Annotated in this window: 15 protein-coding genes; 14 read left to right on the plus strand and 1 reads right to left on the minus strand. The window is 55.4% G+C overall.

The features are described 5' to 3' along the window. Positions 1–8: 8 nt before the first annotated feature. Positions 9–764 (minus strand): AAA family ATPase, encoded by a 756-nt coding sequence (locus tag ACK2JC_RS18365; RefSeq protein ID WP_092361453.1) that lies wholly within the window; start codon positions 762–764, stop codon positions 9–11. A gap of 179 nt (positions 765–943) precedes the next feature. Between ACK2JC_RS18365 and ACK2JC_RS18370 the strand changes: the two genes are divergently transcribed. The 14 genes from ACK2JC_RS18370 (at position 944) to ACK2JC_RS18435 (ending at position 15,753) form a co-directional block, all read left to right on the plus strand. After that, the gene (locus tag ACK2JC_RS18370) at positions 944–1,885 is read left to right on the plus strand and encodes a sugar-binding transcriptional regulator (RefSeq protein ID WP_227169368.1); all 942 of its coding nucleotides are present in this window, start codon (positions 944–946) and stop codon (positions 1,883–1,885) included. Between the two features lie 170 nt (positions 1,886–2,055). Continuing rightward, the gene (locus tag ACK2JC_RS18375; protein ID WP_118756468.1) at positions 2,056–2,676 is read left to right on the plus strand and encodes a DAK2 domain-containing protein; all 621 of its coding nucleotides are present in this window, start codon (positions 2,056–2,058) and stop codon (positions 2,674–2,676) included. A gap of 172 nt (positions 2,677–2,848) precedes the next feature. Further along, positions 2,849–3,847 (plus strand): dihydroxyacetone kinase subunit DhaK, encoded by a 999-nt coding sequence (locus tag ACK2JC_RS18380; protein ID WP_118756467.1) that lies wholly within the window; start codon positions 2,849–2,851, stop codon positions 3,845–3,847. Positions 3,848–3,866: 19 nt separating this feature from the next. Then, on the plus strand, positions 3,867–4,187 hold the full coding sequence (locus tag ACK2JC_RS18385; protein WP_024736179.1) for a hypothetical protein: 321 nt from the start codon (positions 3,867–3,869) through the stop codon (positions 4,185–4,187). A gap of 12 nt (positions 4,188–4,199) precedes the next feature. Next, entirely contained in the window at positions 4,200–5,042 is an 843-nt protein-coding gene (locus ACK2JC_RS18390; protein WP_368271725.1) for a ketose-bisphosphate aldolase, read from the plus strand. A gap of 166 nt (positions 5,043–5,208) precedes the next feature. Beyond that, complete coding sequence (locus tag ACK2JC_RS18395; RefSeq protein ID WP_320938378.1) at positions 5,209–6,114, plus strand: LysR family transcriptional regulator; 906 nt, start codon at positions 5,209–5,211, stop codon at positions 6,112–6,114. Between the two features lie 151 nt (positions 6,115–6,265). Then, complete coding sequence (locus ACK2JC_RS18400) at positions 6,266–7,213, plus strand: ABC transporter permease (protein WP_368271727.1); 948 nt, start codon at positions 6,266–6,268, stop codon at positions 7,211–7,213. 18 nt (positions 7,214–7,231) lie between these two features. Beyond that, a complete protein-coding gene (locus ACK2JC_RS18405) occupies positions 7,232–8,155 on the plus strand; it encodes an ABC transporter permease (RefSeq protein WP_320938383.1) in 924 nt (307 codons plus the stop codon). A gap of 12 nt (positions 8,156–8,167) precedes the next feature. Continuing rightward, on the plus strand, positions 8,168–9,142 hold the full coding sequence (locus ACK2JC_RS18410) for an ABC transporter ATP-binding protein (RefSeq protein WP_320938376.1): 975 nt from the start codon (positions 8,168–8,170) through the stop codon (positions 9,140–9,142). A 1-nt stretch (position 9,143) separates the two neighbouring features. Further along, a complete protein-coding gene (locus ACK2JC_RS18415) occupies positions 9,144–10,139 on the plus strand; it encodes a dipeptide ABC transporter ATP-binding protein (protein ID WP_320938375.1) in 996 nt (331 codons plus the stop codon). After that, on the plus strand, positions 10,136–11,752 hold the full coding sequence (locus tag ACK2JC_RS18420) for an ABC transporter substrate-binding protein (RefSeq protein WP_320938374.1): 1,617 nt from the start codon (positions 10,136–10,138) through the stop codon (positions 11,750–11,752). Before ACK2JC_RS18415 ends, ACK2JC_RS18420 begins: the two co-directional genes overlap by 4 nt. A gap of 27 nt (positions 11,753–11,779) precedes the next feature. Then, the gene (locus tag ACK2JC_RS18425; RefSeq protein WP_320938373.1) at positions 11,780–13,492 is read left to right on the plus strand and encodes a M28 family metallopeptidase; all 1,713 of its coding nucleotides are present in this window, start codon (positions 11,780–11,782) and stop codon (positions 13,490–13,492) included. 1 nt (position 13,493) lies between these two features. Beyond that, positions 13,494–14,858 (plus strand): M20/M25/M40 family metallo-hydrolase, encoded by a 1,365-nt coding sequence (locus tag ACK2JC_RS18430; protein WP_320938372.1) that lies wholly within the window; start codon positions 13,494–13,496, stop codon positions 14,856–14,858. Between the two features lie 112 nt (positions 14,859–14,970). Next, entirely contained in the window at positions 14,971–15,753 is a 783-nt protein-coding gene (locus tag ACK2JC_RS18435) for a threonine/serine exporter family protein (protein WP_092361427.1), read from the plus strand. Positions 15,754–15,756: the final 3 nt, after the last annotated feature.

A 15,756-nucleotide genomic window follows, 5' to 3' on the forward strand; every position in this document is an offset into this window, starting at 1 on the left:
CATGCAGGTCAGTCGGAAAACAGCTTTTCCAGCAGAACTTTCCGGCTGTTGATGAACATTTCCATCACCTGGTACACCTCGGTCTCCTCGTAGGTGATGGGGTGGAGGTCCCCGTCGTCAAAGCAGAGGATCTGCGCCCCGGGCAGGCCTAAGAGGATGGGGGAGTGGGTGGCGATGATGAACTGGGAGCCCTCTTTTGCCAGGCGGCCGATCATCAGGAGGGCGGTGAGCTGGCGCTGGGGGGAGAGGGCGGCCTCCGGCTCGTCCAGGATGAAGATGCTGTTGCCGTGGAAACGGTTCTGCATCAGGGCCAGGAAGCTCTCCCCGTGGGACTGGCAGTGGAGGGAGCGGCCGCCGTAATAATCCAGGTAATTGATCCGCCCGATGCTCTCCGCCGCGTAGTCGTCCACCTTGCTCGCCACGTTGTAAAAGCTTTCCGCCCTCAGGAAAAAACCGTCCTGGGGCTTTTTTACGCCCTTTCGCAGGCGCAGGGCGGAGCTGAAATCCGAGTGGGTGTCCCGGGTGGAGAACTGGAAATTTCTGGTACCTCCTTCGGGGTTGAAGCCGTAGGCCACCGCCACCGCTTCCAGAAGCGTGGACTTGCCTGAGCCATTTTCCCCGGTAAAGAAGGTTACGGGGCAGGGAAAGTCCAGATTTTCCAGACTCCGCAGGGCCGGGATTGCAAGCGTGTAGGAATCGGCGGGCAGTTGGTCCCGCAGGACCTCCAGGCCGGTGATGTAGTTGGTGGAAAAACAGGAATCCATGGGCGGACCTCCTTGACAGTATGTATTATAGAACAGTATAGCGCATGGACGGGGCGGTGGCAAGGGAGGCGGGGACTGATTCGGCGCTTGTGCGGTTGCGGTTCACAGAAAACTTGTGTTTGCGGCCCGGATGGGGTATGATGTACATAACAAAAACAGGGAGCATGGACAGATACCAAATGAGAAAACAGGATGATAAAATCAGCCGGCTGGTGAATATCGCCCGGCTTTATTATGAGGAAGATAAGACGCAGAGCGAGATCGCTTCCCGCTATCAGATCTCCCGGCCCATGGTCAGCAAGCTGCTGGAGGAGGCCAGGAAGCTGGGGATTGTGACGATCCGCATCAAGAACCCCGCGGAGGGCTCCGGGGACCAGGAGGCGTTAGTGGAGCAGGTCCGCAGGACCTTTGGGGTGTACGGCGGAGTTGCGGTGGCGGACGGAGCCAGCGACAGCGCCACCAACGCGGCTGTTTCCCAGACCGCGCTCTGCTATCTGGAAAGTCTGGAGGAGGACAGCCTGGGGCTGGGCTGGGGACATATCATCGGGGACCTTGTGGCCTATGTGGAGCGGGAGAACCGGACGCTTAAGGTGGGGAGCCGGGTGTGCCCGCTGATCGGCAACGGGGGAGTGGGCCTGAAGAATTACCACTCCAATGAGCTGGTGCGGGTGATCGCGGAGCACAGCCAGGCCAAGCCGGAGTTCCTTTACTCCCCGGCCTGCATGTCATCGGAGCAGGAGCTGAGCCTGATCCGGGAGCTGGATAACTACCGGACCGTTTACAATGACTGGGAACGGCTGGATGTGGCACTGGTGAATATTGGAAATTTTCCCTCCGTCCCGGATTTCGCCACGGAAGCCAGGTTCGGGGACCTGTTGGTGCGGCGCAAGGCGGTTGGGAGAATCCTGAATTATTTTGTGGACGTGGAAGGGCGGGTGATTCACTCCGACATGGACTTTGCCGTGCAGATTCCGCTGGAGCTGCTGGGCCGGGTCCGGCATGTGGTGGGAATCTGTTCCGCCAACACCAAGGGGCGGGCGCTGAGGGGCGCGCTGCGCACCGGGTATATCAACCATGTGATCGCGCCGGAGCACGTGATGCAGGCGGCTATGGAGGTCTAAAGTTACATATGTAACCAAAATGCGCGGGCGGCGGAATGCTGCCATGCGCATTTTTTTGTGCATATCGGTAAAAATATAAGAAAAACCATTGGATTTATTGACATTTACGTGTGCAAATGGTACGCTTGTGCTATGGAAAAAGGCGGAGAGCACATGAAAGGAGGTTACATATGTTACTTTCGAAGCCGGAAATTGAAAAAATGTTCCACAAGGTGGCGGAAATCTGGCAGGAGAACAAGGATTATCTCAGCGAGATTGACTCCCGCTTCGGCGACGGGGATCACGGGGTGACCATCGGCAAGATCGCGTCCCTGATCGAGAAGAAGCTGGCGGCCTGGGAGGACGACGACATCGAGGAATTTTTGGAGGACCTGGGGGACAGTACCATGGAGATCGGAGGCGGCAGCGCAGGCCCCCTGTACGGCACGCTGATCGGCGGCCTGTCCGGGCCCTTGAGCGGCGGCGGTGCCATCGGCGAGGGATTATTAAAGGAAATGTTCACGGAGTGCCAGTCCGCCATGGAGGACATCACCAATGCCAAGGTGGGCGACAAGACCATGATGGATGCGCTGATCCCCGCGGTGGCGGCGGCCGAGGCGGCGGAGGGCGACTGCCTGGCGATTCTGGAGGCGGCGAAGGAGGCCGCGGCCAGGGGCGCGAAGGAGAGCGAACAGTACGTTTCCAAATTCGGCCGGGCCAGAAGCTATAAGGAGCAGACCATTGGAACGCCGGACGCGGGCGCGGTGAGTACGTCGCTGTTTTTCGCGGGGCTGTGCGACGGGTTGAAGTAAATGTGGAACCATGGAAAAGGCGGCGGCGCGCCCCTGCTGCTGTGAGCGCAGGACGCGGCGGCCCCGTCTGATTCTAAAAAAGCAAACCACCCCGAGGGCGGACGTTTGAGCCGGGAAAGCCGGGAACGGGCCGGATGCCGTTTGGGGAATAAAAGAGGAGAGGTAAAGCGCTATGAAAATGAAAAAATTTATCAACGATCCTGAGAATTTGACTCCTGAGCTGCTGGAAGGTTTTGTGGAGGCCCATAAGGACCTGGTGCGGCTGGGCGACGAGCGCATGGTGATCAACCGCAAGCTGGACGAGGCGGACCGGGTGACCATCGTGACCCAGGGCGGATCGGGCCATGAGCCGGCCATCAGCGGATTCGTGGGCGAAGGTATGGTGGACATTTCCGTGGTAGGCGACGTGTTCGCGGCTCCGGGCCCCAAGGCCTGCGTGGACGCCATCAAGATGGCCGACAAGGGTAAGGGCGTGCTTTACATCGTGCTGAATCACGCGGGCGACATGCTGACCGGCAACATGACCATGAAAAAATGCGCCAAGGAAGGCTTAAACGTGGTTAAGGTTGTGACCCAGGAGGACATCGCCAACGCGCCCCGCTCCAACGCGGACGACCGCAGGGGTCTGGTGGGCTGCATTCCCACCTACAAGATCGCGGGAGCGGCCGCTGCCGAGGGCAAGAGCCTGGAGGAGGTCGCCGCAGTGACCCAGCGCTTTGCAGACAACATGGCTACGCTGGCCGTGGCGGTAAACGGAGCCACCCATCCGGCCACCGGCAGCCTCTTAGCGGACCTGGGCGAGGACGAGATGGAGATCGGAATGGGCCAGCACGGCGAGGGCGGCGGCGGACGCCAGCCCATGAAATCTGCGGACGAGACGGCGAAAATCATGCTGGACGGCCTGCTGGCGGATCTGGACATCAAGGACGGCGAGAAGATCATGCTGATCTTAAACGGCACGGGCGCCACCACCCTGATGGAGCTGTTCATTATCTACCGCAAGTGCGTTTCCTACCTGAAAGAGAAGAATATCGAGATCGTGGCCAACTACGTGGGCGAGCTTTTGACAGTTCAGGAGCAGGCCGGTTTCCAGATGTTTATGGCGAGAATGGACGACGAGCTGCTGCACTATTGGAACGCGCCCTGCAACACGCCTTACATGAAGAAATAATCCGGGGAGGAAAACGATTATGGCAGCCGAATATATGCACATTGGAATTCCGGTGCTGAACCGGAAAGAGGGAATGACTTACAACGAGGCCATGAAGTTCTGGGTGAGCAACGTGGACGATTACGATTTCAAGATCGAGTACCTGAAGTTCGAGGAGGGCACCCCCTTCCCGGAGATTCTGTCCAAGCAGCCCCATGTGGCCTACAAGGTGGACGATCTGGAGCACTACGCGGATCAGGCGGACCGGGTGATTTTCGGGCCCCTGGAGCTGGGCCCGGGCGTGCGTCTGGCATTTGTGATCTGGGACGACGCCATTGTCGAGCTGTACGAGGAAAAGTAAGGAGACGGATCTATGCTTGTAAATATGAATGAAATCCTGCGTTACGCCGAGGAGAAGAGCTGCTGCGTGGGCGCGTTTGACACGCCCAATCTGGAGATCCTCATGGCGGTGCTCCGGGCGGCCGAGAAGCGGAACGAGCCCGTGATCATCCAGCACGCCCAGCTCCACGAGCCGGAGATGCCCATCCGCATCATCGGCCCCATCATGGTGCATATGGCGAAGGAGTCCAGCGTGCCCGTCTGCGCCATGCTGGACCACGGCGAGGATATGGACTACGTGAGGACAGCCCTGGAGCTGGGATTCTCAGCGGTGATGATCGACGGCTCCTCCAAACCCTACGACGAAAATGTGAGCCTGACCCGGGAGGCTGTGGCCCTGGCGAAGGAGTACGGGGCCAGCGTGGAGGCGGAGATCGGCATCGTCACCGGCCACGAGGGTAAGGAATTCCACATCGAGGAGCCGGGAGCGGCCTACACGGACCCGGAGCTGGCGGCCCGGTTTGTAAAGGACACAGGGATCGACGCCCTGGTTGCTTCGGTGGGCACGGTTCACGGTTTCTACGCGACCAAACCCAAGCTTGATTTCGAGCGGATTGAAAAAATCAAGGAGCTGACCGGCCTGCCCCTGGTGATGCACGGCGGTTCCGGGATCAGCGTCGAGGACACCCAGCGGGCTATCCGCTGCGGCATCCGCAAAATCAACTATTTCTCCTACATGTCCAACGCGGGCGTGCGCGCCGTGAAGGAGCTGCTGGCTGAGAAGGACGTGAAGTATTTCCACGATCTGGCGGGCGCGGCGGTGGATGGGATGGAGAAGGATGTGTTGAGCGCCATGGGGATGTTTGCGTTGGAGTAAGAGAATACGGTAAATGAGCAGGGAGAAGATCTCCGGGCGGCGCCGATGTGGCGCCATCCGGAGATCTTCCATATATTGGAATTGCTTTACATTCAAATGCAGAATCGCTATAATGAGGTTTAGAGCAACTTATTGATAAAATTGGGGTGGAAGAGGGGAGAATAAGATGACGATTGAGAATATTGGGTATATTTTGGAGGTTTTGAAGTGTGGAAGCATATCCTCCGCGGCGAACAAGCTGTTTATGTCCCAACCGCTGCTCAGTCAGAAAATACGCAATATTGAACAGGAGCTGGGGATTGTGATTTTCAACCGTTATTCCACCCCCATATCATTAACCTACGCGGGAGAGATTTTTGTCAAATATGCGGAGGAGATCATTGAGAGTAAGTGCAATCTCTGCAAGGAAATTGAAGATATCAACGGGGGCCATTCGGGAAGGCTGCGTATTGGAGTTTCCACTCACCGGGCCCTGTACACGCTGCCTCAGCTGCTGAGTGAGTACCGGAAGGAGTATCCGGCGGTGGATGTGAACATCATGGATTATTCCCTCACCACGTTTACCGATGCGCTTTTGGCGGATCAGGTGGATCTGGCTATGATCAGCCACGGGAAGATCAATAAAAATCTGGAATACACATTTCTGCGCAGGGATAAGGTGATACTGGTAGGCGGCCTGAACACACAGATCGCACAACAGTTTCCGGTGGGCGAGACGATCAGTATCAAGCAGGCGGAGAACGAAAAATTCGTTTCAGTCCAGGAAAAATTTGGTTTCCGCATGAACCAGAGCGAAATCTTTAAGGCAGGGGGAATCGATCCGGAGATTGTGTTGGAAACATTCAACATTGATTTGGCCTGCCGTCTTGCCATTGTATCCGATTTTGTTTCCCTTTGTCCGGAGGCCCATCCTTTGGAAACACAATTTTTGAAAAAAGATAGTTTTTATTGCTATATAAAGGAGCAGGAATATACGCGGAATTTCAGTATCTGCTACCGGAAGGGGATCTTTCTTCCGAAGTATATGCGGGCGTTTATTGAGATGGCCGTGAAGCTTTATAGGGAGTCATAGATTGAAAATGATTGAGAGCCTTATGTGCGTCATTTGACAAAACATAAGGTTTTTTTATATTTAGTATAAAAAAATTCCGCCTTCTGTAAACTGATTGATAATGATATAATTTTAAACGAGATATCTGACTAATTAAGGGAGGAGGAAGGGAATGTATAAGTATATTGTGAGACGGTTTCTGATGATGATTCCGGTCCTGCTGGGCGTTATTTTCATAGTCTTTTTTATCATGAGTCTGACGCCCACCGACGCCGCGGAGGTAATTCTGGGGAATGAGGGCACGCCGCAGGAGATTGAGCGTCTGCGGGATGAGATGGGTTTAAACCGGCCGCTTCTGGTTCAATACGGCAGCTATGTGGTCAATCTGCTGCGGGGGGACATGGGGGTTTCCTACAAGAACAATATGAGCGTGTCAGCCCAGATTTTCGAGAAGCTTCCCAACACCTTGATGCTGGCCAGCAGCGCGGTATTGATCGCTATTGTGATCGGAGTTCCGGCAGGGATCATATCGGCGCGAAAACAATATACGTTTTTTGATCACACGGCAACGGTAGTGGCTCTGATCGGAGCCGCTATGCCGGGGTTCTGGCTGGGGCTCATGGGTGTATTGCTGTTCTCCGTGAAACTGGGGTGGCTGCCTGCGGCCGGAATGGGTGAAGGGCCCGCCGGGATTTTCAAAAGCCTGCTGCTGCCTGCGTTTACGGTGAGCAGCAATACCTGTGCCATGATTATGCGGCAGACCAGATCTTCTATGCTGGAGGTGGTTAAACAGGATTACGTGGACACGGCCAGGTCCAAGGGACTGAAAGAATCTGTGGTTACGATCCGGCATATGCTGCACAACGCCCTGATTCCGATTATCACGGTGATCGGGCTACAATTCGGAGTGCTATTGGGCGGATCTGTGATCTCGGAAAACGTATTTGCATGGCCGGGACTGGGAAGATTTGTGGTGGATTCCATCAAAAACCGGGATACGCCGGTGGTGCTGGGCTGTGTGGTGGTGATCGCGGTGCTGTTTTCGCTGGTGAATCTCTGTGTGGATCTGCTGTACGCCTATGTAGATCCGCGCATCAAATCTCAGTATTCCAGACGATGAGGGGAGGGGACGCAGATGATGAAACAGCAGAAAACGTATCACGCAGAATTGACTGAGGATGGCAGCGGCAGAACGCTGACGCAGGAAATCATCAGAAGATTCCGCAAGAACCGGATGGCGGTGGCCGCGCTTTGCGTAGTAGCCCTCCTGCTTCTGATTTCCGTTGGAACCGTGGTGGTGGACCTGGTGACGGGAAAGGAAGTTTACCGGCAATTTGTGGTGGGTCAGGATTTGATGATGAAACTAAAAGGCCCGTCCCTTCAAAGCCCGGCGGACTGGTTCGGAAGGGACGAGTTTGGCAGAAGTATTTTTTTCAGAGTTCTCTGGGGGACCCGGTACTCCCTGTTTATCGGATTGTTTACAGTGGGAATGGCGACGGCGGTCGGGGGGATCCTGGGGGCGGTTGCCGGATTCTACGGCGGGAAGCTGGACAATATGATCATGCGGGTGATGGACGTGCTGCTGGCAATACCGTATGTGTTGTTTGCAATAGCGATCGTTGCGGCTCTGGGAGCCAGTATTATGAACCTTTTGATCGCAATGACCATTCCCAGGATTCCCAGCATGGCCCGGGTGGTGCGGGCGGCGGTGATGACGGTTAAGGACCGCGAGTTCGTGGAAGCGGCCAGGGCGGCGGGTTCAAACGACTCTCGGATTATTGTCAAATACATACTCCCAAACGCAGCCTCCTCCATTATTGTACAGTCCACGTTGAATGTGGCGCAGTGTATTCTGGGGATCGCCGGTCTGTCCTATCTGGGGTTGGGCGTCCAGCCGCCGCTTCCTGAGTGGGGGGCCATGCTGTCCTCGGCAAAGTCGTTTATCCGGGATGCCTGGCACATTACGGTAATTCCTGGTCTGGCGATTACGGTTACGGTACTGGCGCTCAATATTTTCGGCGACGGTCTGCGGGATGCCCTGGACCCCAAGCAGAAGAACTGAAGGAGGGCTTAGATGGAGCATTTGCTGGAAATTAAAAATTTGACGATTCGTTTTGACACGAATGACGGCATCGTGCGGGCTGTGAATGGAATCGATTTGAATATGCACGGTGGGGAAACCCTGGGACTTGTGGGGGAGACGGGGGCGGGAAAAACCACACTGGCCAAAGGCATCATGCGTCTGACTCCATGTCCGCCCGGAAAAATTGTGTCGGGGGAAATCCTGTTTGAGGGCAGGGACTTGCTGAAAATGAACGACAATGAAATCCGCCAGATCCGGGGGAAACATATTTCCATGATTTTCCAGGACCCGATGACCTCCTTAAATCCGGTGATGACCGTGGGGGCGCAGATCGCCGAGGTGATCGCAACCCATGAACACCTGTCGGAGGGAGAGGCCAGGAAGAAAGCGGAGTCCATGCTGGAGATGGTGGGAATCACAAAGGAGCGGTACGGGGAATATCCACATCAGTTCTCAGGCGGGATGAAGCAGCGGGTGATTATTGCGATTGCATTGGCCTGCAATCCACAGCTGTTGATCGCAGACGAGCCCACCACGGCCCTGGACGTGACGATCCAGGCCCAGGTGCTGGAGATGATGCGCGAATTGAAAAATAAACAGAATACCGCAATGCTTTTGATTACCCATGATCTGGGAATCGTGGCACAGAACTGCGACTACACTGCCATTGTTTACGCGGGCAAGATCATAGAGTACGGTTCCGTGCTGGAGGTTTTTAAAAAGCATCTGCATCCCTATACGGAGGGACTTCTGGGATCGATTCCCAATATGGCGGTGGATGTAAAGCGTCTGACGCCCATTGAGGGGCTGATGCCCGATCCCACCCGGTTGCCGGAGGGCTGCGCATTTCATCCGCGCTGTAAATATGCATGTAAACGCTGCGCTCTGGAAGCGCCTGAGCCGGTCCAAATCAGCGAAACCCACTACGTCCGCTGCTGGCGGCAGCACAAGGAGGTGAAGCAATAGAATGGAAGAGAGACAAGAACTGCTGCGAGTGGATCGCCTGAAAAAATACTTTCAGACGCCGGGAGGGCTGCTCCATGCAGTGGATGATGTGAGCTTCTCGATCCGCAGGGGGGAGACGCTGGGGGTTGTGGGGGAGTCCGGCTGCGGTAAGAGCACACTGGGGCGGGCCATTCTCAGGCTGCATGAGCCCACTTCCGGGGAAATCTATTTTAAAGGGGAGAATATACGGAACCGGAGCAGGGAAAAGATGAAGGAGCTGCGCAGGAATATGCAGATCATTTTTCAAGACCCCTTCGCCTCCCTGAATCCACGGATGACGGTCAGCCAGGCTATTGCGGAACCGCTGCTGATCCAGAAAATTTATACGGACAGGGATAAAGCGCAGATAGCCCGCCTGGTTCGTGAGATGATGGATCTGGTGGGCCTGGCTCCCCGCCTGGTGAATACATATCCCCATGAACTGGACGGAGGGCGCAGACAGAGGATCGGAATCGCCAGAGCGCTGGTGTTAAATCCAGAGTTTATTGTGTGCGACGAGCCGGTGTCCGCTTTGGATGTGTCGATCCAGGCGCAGATTCTGAATCTGATGCAGGATCTCCAGGACAAGCTGGGGCTTACCTACCTGTTTATCACGCACAATCTGAGCGTGGTGAAGCATCTGTCGGATCATATTATGGTGATGTACCTGGGGCAGATGGTGGAGAAGGCCCCGGCAAAACAATTGTTTGCTAATCCGCAGCATCCTTACACCAAGGCCCTGTTGTCCGCAATACCGGTTCCGGACCCCGAGTTCAAAACGGAGCGGATTATCCTGCAGGGAGAGCTGACCAGCCCGATCAATCCCGGGGAGGGCTGCCGGTTTGCCAGGCGGTGTATTTATGCCTGCGAGATGTGTTTTAAACAAAATGTAGCGTTAAAGGAAGTGGAAGAAGAGCATTTTGTGGCCTGCCATCTGGTGGATCAGGCCGCAGACCAGGAAAGGAGAAGGGAATTATGAAAAAAAGGTTGGCAGTATTTTTGGCGGCGGCCATGGCGGTATCCGTGATGGGCGGATGTTCGGGCGGTACAACTTCCGACACAGCGAATACGGGAGCCGTTTCAGAAGCATCGGCGGGAAGCGAGGCCGATTCGGGAGGTTCTCAGGGGGAGGAGGCGAAAATCAAGGATACCATCAAGATTGCGCTGGCATATGACATCACCTCCCTGGATCCACACATCGGGAAGGAAATGCGGGCCTGTATCATTTCGCAGCAGATCTTCGATACACTGGTGGAGTGGGACCCGGCAGGAGGCATCGGCTCTGAAATCATGCCGTGTCTGGCAACTTCGTGGGAATATTTGTCGGATACCGCGGTCCAGTTTAAGCTGAGGGAAGGGGTCAAATTCCATGACGGCAATGTTATGACCGCTGAGGATGTGAAATATTCCATCGAGCGCTGCATGAATTCCCCGCAGGTGGGATACAACGCCACAGCTCTGGATTCTGTGGAGATTGTGGATGAAAATACGGTGATTATCAATACCAAGGAGCCCTATGCGCCCTTGCTGGCGAGCCTGACCATCACGCCTTTTTCGATTGTCAGCAAGGCCGCGGCTTCGGCGGATGAGGACAATTTTGGAGCTCATCCGGTGGGAACCGGGCGCTACCAGTTTGTCTCCTATGAGACGGGCGCATCCGCAAAGCTAGAGGCGTTCGGGGACTGCTGGAGAGGCGCTCCCAAGACAAAGTATCTGGATATGGTAATTGTCCCGGAGAATGCACAGCGGACTATTTTGCTGGAAACCGGGGAGGTGGATATCGCTTATGAGATCCTGCCCAACGACGTGGAACGGGTGGAACAGTCGGATAATCTGAAAATGGCGACTACAACGGGAAGCAAGTGCTATCTGGTCAATTACAACACCCAGGCCGAGGGGCGTCCCATCGGCAATAAACTGGTACGTCAGGCCATCGAGTGCTGTATGGACAAGCAGCTTCTGGTGGATATGGTGCTGTACGGAAAGGGATCGCCGGCCTATAACATCGTGTCTGAGAACAATGTGGCCTACCAGCCCGTTGAAGAGCGCCCCTGTGATTTGGAGAAGGCCAAAGCGCTTTTGGCGGAGGCGGGATATCCGGGCGGAGGCTTCAGTCTGAATATCTGGCTGGACACAAACGACGTCTGGCTTCAGTATGCTCAGATCATGCAGGCAGAGCTGGAAAAAGTTGGAATCACCCTGAACATCGAGACTATGGAATCCTCAGCGCTGGCCAGCCGCGAAAAATCTGATACGGACAACTATGATATGAGCGTGCGGTTTATCAATTCCCTGACAGGTGATTCACGGTTTACCGTTTACAACCTGCTGTTTTCAGAGTCTGCCAGCAATAAGTCCTACTGGAAAAACGACAGAGCGGATGCGCTTATGCTGGAGGGAAGAGCCATTCTGGATGTGGAGGAATCCAAAGATATTTACAAGGAACTTTACGGGATTATCCGGGAGGAGATGCCCTGTCTGCCCATGTGGTTTGACGAGATTTTAGTGGGGCTCAATAAAAATGTGGAAGGCTTTATCCCGCGGGCGGATGGTATCCACGTATACGGCCAAGATGTGGTCTGCTATGAATAAGAACCTGGAATAGCTGGAGGAAAACTGATGAGAGATTTAAAACCATATTTGGATTATCCGGTATCCATTGACCGGCTGATGGACAACCTTCATCACATCTGCATGTGGGAGCGCCTCTCCGGTACGGAGGAAGAGCTGGAGGCGTTCTGCTACATGGAGAGGGAATTAAAAGAAGCCGGAGCGGAGACGGAGATGATTTTCCACGACGCCTATATCAGTCTGCCTGTGTCGGCAAAGCTGTACATCAATGGGCAGGAGTATATGTGCCACACGGCCTCCATGGCGAAGAGTACGCCGCCTCAGGGAATAAAGGGGACGCTGGTCTATGTGGAAGGGGGACCGGAGGAGATCACGGCGGAGCGGTGCAGGGACAGGATCGTTATGCTGGGAGGCGGAGCTGGTTTTGAGAAGATTCACAAGGCCTGGAAGTCCGGGGCCAGAGGGGTAATCGGCTGCCCGGGCGAACATTTCCATGAGAAGATCATTTCCAATGCCTGGGGATCCCCCACCCCCGATACAAGGGATTTGATCCCCGATATCCCGTACGTTTCCGTGCTGGAAAAGACGCGGGATGAGATTATGGAGCTGGTTGAAAATGGGATCTATGAAGCCTGCATCATCACGGAGGTGGATACCGGATGGAGAAAGATTCCGTTGCTGTTTGCAGATATCAGAGCTGAACAGAAAACAGACCGGTATGTGATGCTCAGCGGCCATCTGGATTCCTGGTATTACGGGGCCACGGACAATGGGACGGCCAACTGCATCCAGCTGGAGCTGGCGCGCATAGCCGCACAGCACCGCCGGGATATGAAGCGGAATATCAAAATTGTCATTTATTCCGGCCATTCCCACGGGCGTTACGCAGGTTCGGCCTGGCACGCTGACAATTATTGGAATGATTTACACAAGAACTGCGTGCTGAACATGAACTGCGACATTATCGGGGGAAAAGGGGCCACAGACCTGAGCCGGTCCATCATCATGCCGGAAGTCCGCGGAGTGGCGGCGGATTTCATAAAGGCTTATACAGGCTGCGAGTTCAGGGGCGGACGCTGCGGCCGGAACGGAGATCAGTCCTATTATATCAACGGAGTTTCCAGCGCGTTCTCCTCATTTTCAAAGCAGCCACGGCCGGACAACCCGGAAAACCGTTTGCAGCAGACGCGCTCGGGGGCTTATGATTTCGGCTGGTGGTGGCATACCACAGATGATCTGACCGATAAGGTAGAACCTGAATATTTCTTGCGGGATGCCAGAATCTATATATCCATCGCCATGTATTTTGCCTGCAATCCTATTATACCTCTGGATTTCAGGGAGACGGCCAGGGAGCTCTGCGATCTGGTGGCTTATTGGGCGCAGCGGGCCCGGGGGAGATATGATCTCTCGGAGCCTCAGCGGCTGGCAGATTGTCTTATGGAGCGGTTGGAGCGGCTGTACGGGGATGAACGGAAGGAAACGGAAACGTTCAATCATTTACTGCTGGCGCTTGGACGGATTTTGGTTCCGCTTAATTATACGACGGGAAATATTTATGAAAATGACAGCGGAGTTCCCCTTCCACCCATGCCGGCCCTGAAGCTGATCGACGATCTGGTCCGGACACCTGTGGGAAGTAGCGCTGCCTATGATATTGTGACGGCTCTGAATCACAAACGGAATTTTGTGCTGGACAGCTTTGAACGGGCCATCGAGCTGACGGACCGATATATGGACGGACTGGCTGAGGGGGTCTGATATGGCGTTGAAACAGAGCGATTTTGATGAAAAATGGAGCCTTTTTGCCGCGAAAAATGAGGAGCGCTGGATTCAGGAATGGCTGGATCTGGTGAGACAGCCCAGCGTCAGCGCCACAGGCCAGGGGGTTGAAGAATGCTGTAGGATGATCGCAGGGCATATGAGGCGGATCGGGCTGGAACCGGAGATTTATCCGGTCCGGCCGTATCCGGTGATTGTGGCCAGGCATGGGGATGCGCCGGATCGTCCCACCATGCTGATTTATGCCCATTATGATGTGGTGGAGCCGGGGGCCCCCGATTTGTGGAAAACGCCGCCTTTTGAGCCGGTGATTGTGGACGGAAAGGTGTTCGGGCGGGGGGCCGCGGACAACAAATCTCCGCTTATGGCCCATTTACAGGCCTTCGGGTTTTGGAAAAGCACGGGGGAGGAACTTCCGGTTAATTTGATCTTTTTGTTTGAGGGCTGTGAGGAGTCAGGGAGCAGGGGATTGCCGGAATTTTTGAGGGAGCACAGGGAAGAGCTGGGAGCCGACCTGGTATTTTTCAGCGACGGACCGAAGAATGAGCGGGATCTCCCGATCATCGCACTGGGGGCGAAAGGGAATATTACAATTAAGCTGAAGCTGCGGACCATGAACCAGGATGCCCACTCGCGGTATGCGCCGGTTCTACCCAGCGCGGCCTGGCAGATGGTGGAGCTGCTGGGGAAACTTAAGACGGGCGACCATGTAAATGTGGAAGGTTTTTACGACGGGATTGTCCGGCCCGGACAGGAGGAAATGGAGATTTACCGGTCGCTGCCTCCGGTTGAGCGGGAGATGGAGGAAATCTATGGGGTAAAACCCACGTGCGGGGCAAACGAAAATTATTATGTAAGGCTCAACACCACCCCCACGTTTAATATCAAGCAAATTTCATCCGGAGATGGCAGAGGCGTGGTGACCAGTACGGCAGAGGCGCTCATCGATATCCGGCTGGTGGAAGGGCAGGAACCGCGGGATATACTGGAAAAAGTGCGCTCTTACGTGGTGGCCCTGGGATATCACAATGTGACGGTGGAGTCGGACGGCGGCGTTCTACCGTCCAAGACGCCGGTGAGTAATCCCTATGTCCCGGTGATCAGTCAGGTTGTCCGGGAGGTCTACGGGGATTATATCATTTATCCCTGCCGCCCGTCCACCGCCCCGGATTACCTGTGGACAAAGATTTTGGAAATACCTGCGATCCAGGTGCGCTGGTCCGACGCGGATTCCAACAATCACGCGCCCAATGAACACCAAAGCGTCGCGGGGTACCTGAAGGGAGTTGAACTGACCGCCCGGGTGATCAGGGAGATAGGGAAGAGGAAGGGAGAGAACAGTTAAAAAACAGCTAAAAGCGGTTGCATTTCCAACGTGAAATTCTTGCATTTCCCGCCCATACCCAATATAATAAACATAGCTGTGTTACGATGAATTTTGGGGGAAATGGATCGGTATGGGAGAGCAGGAAGAAAAAGAAGTCATGGAGCTGGCCCTTCAGGCCGGGCACCTGCTTCTGGAGAACGGGGCGGAGATTTTCCGGGTGGAGGAGACCATGGACCGGATCTGCAAGCACTACGGGGTGCGGTCGGGGAGCGCCTTTGTGCTCAGCAACGGCATTTTCGCCACTGCGGGCAGCGAGCGGGAGCGGTATTTTGCCAAGGTGCAGCACATCCCGGTGAGCGGCACCCATTTGAATCGGGTGGCGGCGGTGAACCAGCTCTCCCGGGAGATTGAGAGCGGACAATACACGGTGGAGGCGGCGGCGCAGGCGCTGGAGGACATCAAGAACATGCCGGGCAAGCGTAAGAGCACCCAGGTTCTGGCCTCCGGCGTCGGCAGCGCGGCTTTCTGCTACCTGTTCGGCGGAAATATGGGGGACACGCTGTGCGCACTGTGCGCCGGTCTGGTCCTCTATTTGTATGTGCTCTATGTCAGCGCCCCGCGGCTGTCCAAGATCGTGGGAAATATCGGCGGCGGGGCGTTGGTGACGTTCATCTGCAGCGGGTTTTATCTGCTGGGGGCAGGGGCGCATCTCAACTTTATGATCATCGGCTCCATCATGCCGCTGATCCCCGGGGTGGCGTTCACCAACGCAATCCGGGATATTGCGGACGGGGACTATATTTCCGGCTCCGTGCGCATGCTGGACGCGCTGCTGGTGTTTTTCAGCATCGCCATCGGCGTGGGCATGGCGTTTTCGTTTATCAGCCGGGTGACGGGAGGTGCGTTGCTGTGATAC

It is taken from the genome of Enterocloster lavalensis, assembly GCF_046603895.1.
Taxonomy (GTDB): domain Bacteria; phylum Bacillota; class Clostridia; order Lachnospirales; family Lachnospiraceae; genus Enterocloster; species Enterocloster lavalensis.

Bases quoted from the DNA above. Each gene is read 5' to 3' on its own strand.
- ACK2JC_RS18380 (WP_118756467.1), top strand. From the start codon at position 2,849: ATGAAAATGAAAAAATTTATCAACGATCCTGAGAATTTGACTCCTGAG.
- ACK2JC_RS18395 (WP_320938378.1), top strand. From the start codon at position 5,209: ATGACGATTGAGAATATTGGGTATATTTTGGAGGTTTTGAAGTGTGGA.
- ACK2JC_RS18365 (WP_092361453.1), bottom strand. From the start codon at position 764: ATGGATTCCTGTTTTTCCACCAACTACATCACCGGCCTGGAGGTCCTG.
- ACK2JC_RS18420 (WP_320938374.1), top strand. From the start codon at position 10,136: ATGAAAAAAAGGTTGGCAGTATTTTTGGCGGCGGCCATGGCGGTATCC.
- ACK2JC_RS18405 (WP_320938383.1), top strand. From the start codon at position 7,232: ATGAAACAGCAGAAAACGTATCACGCAGAATTGACTGAGGATGGCAGC.
- ACK2JC_RS18370 (WP_227169368.1), top strand. From the start codon at position 944: ATGAGAAAACAGGATGATAAAATCAGCCGGCTGGTGAATATCGCCCGG.
- ACK2JC_RS18375 (WP_118756468.1), top strand. From the start codon at position 2,056: ATGTTACTTTCGAAGCCGGAAATTGAAAAAATGTTCCACAAGGTGGCG.
- ACK2JC_RS18410 (WP_320938376.1), top strand. From the start codon at position 8,168: ATGGAGCATTTGCTGGAAATTAAAAATTTGACGATTCGTTTTGACACG.
- ACK2JC_RS18390 (WP_368271725.1), top strand. From the start codon at position 4,200: ATGCTTGTAAATATGAATGAAATCCTGCGTTACGCCGAGGAGAAGAGC.
- ACK2JC_RS18430 (WP_320938372.1), top strand. From the start codon at position 13,494: ATGGCGTTGAAACAGAGCGATTTTGATGAAAAATGGAGCCTTTTTGCC.
- ACK2JC_RS18425 (WP_320938373.1), top strand. From the start codon at position 11,780: ATGAGAGATTTAAAACCATATTTGGATTATCCGGTATCCATTGACCGG.
- ACK2JC_RS18385 (WP_024736179.1), top strand. From the start codon at position 3,867: ATGGCAGCCGAATATATGCACATTGGAATTCCGGTGCTGAACCGGAAA.
- ACK2JC_RS18415 (WP_320938375.1), top strand. From the start codon at position 9,144: ATGGAAGAGAGACAAGAACTGCTGCGAGTGGATCGCCTGAAAAAATAC.
- ACK2JC_RS18435 (WP_092361427.1), top strand. From the start codon at position 14,971: ATGGGAGAGCAGGAAGAAAAAGAAGTCATGGAGCTGGCCCTTCAGGCC.
- ACK2JC_RS18400 (WP_368271727.1), top strand. From the start codon at position 6,266: ATGTATAAGTATATTGTGAGACGGTTTCTGATGATGATTCCGGTCCTG.